Genomic DNA, 5,449 nt, shown 5'->3' on the forward strand with positions numbered 1-5,449 from the left:
CCTGGCGGTCGAGCTCGGAGAATTCGCCGTGCTCCTGCTGCAGCAGTTCTTCCATGTAGCGCATGCGGTAGCGGGCGAGCTCCTCGCGGCTGATGCGGGCGCCGCGCGGCAGGTCGGGATGGTCGGCGCGGATGCGGTCGGAAAGGCTCGGCCGCAAATCGTCGATGCGCACCAGGTCGCGCTTGCGGAATTTCCGGCCGCTGATCGCCGACGGTTTTTTCTTCGGTTTTACCCGCGATGCGGCAGGTCCGGCCGGGGCGGGCTCGGAATCCGGCACCTCCGGCGCTTCGAGGATCTCGTCGGCCGCTTCGTGCAGGTCTTCCGGCAAGGTGGAGGCCTCGAGATATTCGCCGGCCGAGTGGGTTTCGTCGTCTTCCGTCTTCTGCGCCTTCGGGTCGCCGGCCATGGTCAGTGCTCCTGTTTCGGCTTCTGCGATACGATACGCCAAGCCGGCGCGGCATATCCATCGCGACTGTGTAACTGGTGTGACCGAACAAGTTGTTGTGATGGGGGTGGTGCGGGCTGTGACTTGGTCGCGGAATGCGGCGGCGCAAGGTTGAGATCGGTGGTGATCCTTCGCGCCCCCCCTCTGTCCTGCCGGACATCTCCCCCTCAAGGGGGGAGATCGGCAGCCTTGGCGCCGCGCCCCTCATTGACGTTGGAGGTTGGCGAAACCCGACGCGACATCCAATCTCCCCCCTTGAGGGGGAGATGGCCGGCAGGCCAGAGGGGGGTGCCTCGGGCCGGCGTTTCGAAGCTTTTACGGTTCTGGCAAACCGGGAAGCGCCGACCCCGTCGGCTGCTGCCCGGCATACATCAGCCTTGTCTTGGCATCCGCCGCCATCGGCGAAAGGCTGCGCTGGATCAGTGCCTCGACATGGTCGTTGCGCTGGCGCGCGCTTTCGGCGCCCATCACCACCACGATCAGCTGGCGGCCGTCGGCATTGTAGGAAGTGACGATGTTGTAGCCGGAGGCCCTGATGTAGCCGGTCTTGATGCCGTCGACGCCGCGCACCCGGCCGAGCATGTCGTTGTGGCCGCGCACCAGCCGGCCGCGGAACATGAAGTCGCTCTCGGAGAAATAGTGGAAATGCTGCGGGAAGCGGTTGCGTAGCGCCATGCCCAGCACCGCCATGTCGCGCGCCGTCGTCATCTGGCTGCCGTCGGGCAAGCCCGAAGCGTTGCGGAAGGAGGTGCTCGTCATGCCGAGGCTTCGCGCCTTGGTGGTCATCATGGCGGCGAACTGGTCCTGCGAGCCGCCGAGATATTCGCCGACCGCCACCGCCACGTCATTGGCCGATTTGACCACGATGGCCCGGATGGCGGAATCGACGTCGATCGTCTCGCCGCGCCTGAAGCGCAGCTTGGTCGGCGGCTGCCGGGAGGCATTGTCCGAAACCGGGATCTGCGTCTCCTTGCTCACCCGGCCGCTCTCCAGCGCCTCGAACAGCAGATAGAGCGTCATCATCTTGGTCAGCGAGGCCGGATAGCGCTGCGCCGTCGAATTGACCTCGAACAGCTGCTTGCCGCTGCGCGCATCGACGACGATCGCCGCATAGCGCTGCGGCTGCGCCGGCACCCCCAATACACTGTCGGGCGGCGCGACGGTGGTGCAGCCGGCGACCATCGCCAGCAGCGCGAACGCCATCAAGATCTTCTGGAGGAGCGGGAAAGGGTCGGACAGGCGCAAGTCGAATCCGGCTGTTGCTGAGAGGGCCGGACCCTAGCCTAAGCCGATTGCTGCGTCCAACTGGTTAACGGGGGTCTCAAAGCTGTCTCAACAGCTTAAGGGTGGCGACGGGCTCGGAACGACACCAAAGCCGGCGCTGCCCCTCACCTGCCTGCCGGCACCCTCTCCCCGTATAGTGACGGGGCGAGGGGCGCTGTCATCGCCGGTTTCGCCAATCACCAACGTTGCAAGAAGGGCGCCAATGCTGCGGCCAGCCCCTTTCTCCCCGTCACTATACGGGGAGAAATGCCCGGCAGGGCAATGAGGGGCGGCGCCAACATCGGCAAATTGGCGATTCCTGCGCGAGCGGCGCTATACCTTGCCGCTCGTAGCTATCACTTCGTCGGTAGACACCTCCCACACCCCACCGCCCCGAAAACGCCCGCTTGCTGTCCTGTTTTCCCGGCGGGGCCGCGCTGCTACCATGCGCGCGGATTTGGTTTGGGGGATCGACATGACAGGTGACATCGGCGCCGCCGCACCATCTCTTATCCGGGCATCGCTCAGCCGCACCGGCAAATGGGCCGGCAGCGTCGCTTTCGTCAGCGGCGCGGTGTCGGACGTGCTCAACCCGCTCGGGCCGTTCGCCGCCTATATCGCGCTCGTCGCTTCCGTTGCGGCCGCGATCATCGCCATCGCCATCGTGCTGAGGCTTGTGCTGGCGACCAAGGCCATGCCGGCGCTGATCTTCGCCACAAGTGCGGCGGCGATCGCCGGCGGCGTCTACACCGTGCAGCAGGAAACGAATTCGCAGAACGGCATCATCGCCACTCTGGTGCCGGCGGTGGCCGAGCTGCAGCAGTCGCTGGGCATCGTCTCCGAAAAGGTCGCCAGGATCGAAAGGACGGTCACCGAGACGCAAAAGACGGTCGAGGAGGTCAAGAAATCGACCGACACGGTGGCGCAGAAGACGCAGGAGATAGCCGCCGCCGAAAAACAGCAGACCGAGCAGGGCGCCGAAACCCAGAAGGCGGTCGAGGCGGTCAAGCAATCGACCGACACCGTCGCGCAGAAGGCCGAGGAGATCGCCTCGGCACAGAAACAGCAGACCGAGCAGGGCGCCGAAACCCAGAAGGCGGTCGAGGCGGTCAAGCAGACCACCGACACGCTGGCCGCCGGCCAGCAGCAGGCGGCCGCGCAGGCCGAGAAGCTGCAGGCGACGACCGAGCAGATTGCCGCTTCCATCGACACCATCGCCAAGGGCTTTGCCGCGCTCGCCGCGCAGGGCGGCGCGATCGCCGACCCCAAGCGTCCCGATGAGTACTATCACAATGCCCGCGTCTACGAATTGTCGGGCGACATGCTCAACGCCAGGCGGTCCTATCTCGCCTTCGCCAACTTCGATGTCGACGCCATCGACCCTTATACGCGCTTCGCCACCTTGCTTCGGGTCCAGGACGGTAAGGCCGGCGCCCGCGAGGTGTTCGGCCAGTTGGCCGACAAGGCCAAGGCGTCGGCGATCAAGCTCGTCCATCTCGAGCAGTTCGACGATGCCCAGCGTCTCGACAAGCTGAACACCTTCATAGCGGCCCATCCCGACTATGCGCCTGCCTATTTCCTCCTGGCGCAGGAGTTTTCCGAGGATCGCCTCGGTAGCCAGTCGCTGTCCGACAAGCGCAGCGAGGCCGAGGCGCTGACCAAGTTCGTCTCCTACGAGAAGGATGGCGGGCTGCTCAAATATTTCGTCGACCAGAGGGAGCTCGCCGACTGGCTGGAGCGCAGCCGCAGCCGGCTGGCCGCCGTCGGCGACGTGCTCGATCCGCAGCGCTTCGCCCCGACATTGACGCCGATGCGCTCCAATGCCGGCTGGACGATCACCATTTCGCTGCCCGAGGCGGCGACCGGCATTTCCTGGCGCCTCGGCGAGACCGGCCCGTTCACCGACACCGGGCTGATGGCGATGAACGACCAGCGGACGGGCAAGCCGATGCCCAATTCGAGCTTCGAATTGCCGGACAGCACCACGGCCACCACGATCGGCATCAAATATCTCGACATCAGGGGCCGCGAGACCGGCCCGTTCGCCATAAGATTCGATCCGGACTCGGCGCTGCAGCAAGGCGACAAGCAGATCCTCGACCAGTTCTGGACCTCGTGGATCGCCTTCGACGCCGGCGGCAACAACGGCCTGGTCTATTTCACGCAAATGCTGTCCTACCGCTGCGCCATCAAGGAGGTGCATTACGGCCTGGACGGCGCCGCCCCCGACAAGGAAATCAAGATGCCGCCCTGCGACAAGAAGGACCCCTACGCCATCCCCTACGACTACCAGCCCTATTTCAAGGTCGCCGACAGCGTGAAGTCGATGTCGGTGCAGGTGACCTATACGGATGGCACCAAGTCGCCGGTCAGGGAGTATAAAAGGCAGTAGGGGCGGCCCGTTTGTAGCGTCTCAACCTACCGCACCCTTTCTAACGTTGGCGCCGCCCCTCACCTGCCTGCCGGCATTCTCTCCCGGTATAGTGACGGGGAGAGGGGCGCTCTCATCGCCGGTTTCGCCAATCAGCAACGCTGCAGGAGGGCACCGGCGCTGCGGCCAGCCCATTTCTCCCCGTCACTATACGGGGAGAAATGCCCGGCAGGGCAATGAGGGGCGGCGCCGACTTCCATTCTGATGCAAAATGCCTTTCGCAGCGCTTGCACTTCGCACACCACGCGGGCTTTGCTGGCGCCAAAGATTCGCGAGGGTGACAGGCATGGATACGGTCACGATCAAGGCAAAGGGCATTTCGGTCACGCTCGACCTTGCGGTCGGCCACATCGCCGACATGACGGTCGAGGCCGACGGCCGCCGCCTGCAGCCTCTGCATCGCGCGCCCTGGGTCGGCGCGCCGCGCGAGAGCCTGCCGCAAGACCTGCCGGAAGGCACGGTACGGCTCTCTGGCGATTTCCTCTGCGCGCCGTTTTCGCGCGCCGATGTCGAGGAGGCGCCGCTGCATGGCTGGCCGGCCAACAGCGCCTGGGACCTGGTTGAAGATAGCGCCATCAGCGATGGCTGGCGCGCCAGCTTCCGGCTGCGCCGCAAGGTCATGGGTGCCAGCGTCGACAAGGTGCTGACGCTGCGTGACAACCACCCCTTCCTCTATCAGGAGCATGTCTTTTTCGGCGGCGCCGGCGCCATTTCCGTCGCCCACCATCCAATGACGGTGATGCGCGGTGGCGGGTCTCTCGCCTTCTCGCCGAAACGCTACGCGGCGAGTCCGGCCGACCCGCTGGAGCCCGACCCGGCGCGCGGCCGTTTCTTGCTCGCCTATCCTGCACGCTCCGCCGATCTCCGGCATTTTCCCACCGCCGCTGGCGGCACCGCCGATCTCACCGACTACCGCATGGAGGACAGGCGCGAGGATTTCCTGACGCTGGTCGAGGCCGATCATGGCGGGCCGGGCTGGACGGCTTTGGCGCGCCATGCCGAGCAGGATCTTGTTCTGGTGCTGAAAAACGCGGCCGAACTGCCCATCACCATGCTGTGGTTCAGCAATGGCGGCCGCGACTATGCGCCGTGGAGTGGCCGCCATCTCGGCGTGCTCGGCATCGAGGACGGCCGCGCCGCGGTCGGCCATGCCGCCTCGCTCGGCGACAACTGGCTGAAGCGCGAAGGCGTCGCCACCGCCTTTGCGCTTGCCGAAGGCCGCAGCGTTTCCTTCCGCCACGTCATCGGCGCCGTGCCTTTCTCTGACGGCGAGCCGCCGCGCGACTTTGAGACCGCGCGCGATCACATGC

General features: G+C 65.6%; 3 protein-coding genes and 1 pseudogene. 2 read left to right on the forward strand and 2 right to left on the reverse strand.

The window, feature by feature from the left end:
* Nucleotides 1–406 (reverse strand): annotated as a pseudogene (locus EN781_RS24585) (hypothetical protein); the annotation flags it as partial.
* A 354-nt stretch (nt 407–760) separates the two neighbouring features.
* Nucleotides 761–1,648 carry a D-alanyl-D-alanine carboxypeptidase family protein gene (locus EN781_RS24590; RefSeq protein WP_126057065.1) on the reverse strand — a complete coding sequence of 296 codons (888 nt, stop codon included), beginning with the start codon at nt 1,646–1,648 and terminating at the stop codon, nt 761–763.
* 535 nt (nt 1,649–2,183) lie between these two features.
* On the opposite strand from EN781_RS24590, the gene EN781_RS24595 reads away from it, so the two are divergent.
* On the forward strand, nt 2,184–4,100 hold the full coding sequence (locus EN781_RS24595) for a methyl-accepting chemotaxis protein (protein WP_126057064.1): 1,917 nt from the start codon (nt 2,184–2,186) through the stop codon (nt 4,098–4,100).
* Nucleotides 4,101–4,425: 325 nt separating this feature from the next.
* Nucleotides 4,426–5,449: hypothetical protein (locus tag EN781_RS24600; RefSeq protein WP_127400405.1), on the forward strand; the 1,024-nt coding region annotated here is incomplete at its 3' end.

This window comes from Mesorhizobium sp. M4A.F.Ca.ET.090.04.2.1 (assembly GCF_003999085.1).
GTDB lineage: Bacteria > Pseudomonadota > Alphaproteobacteria > Rhizobiales > Rhizobiaceae > Mesorhizobium.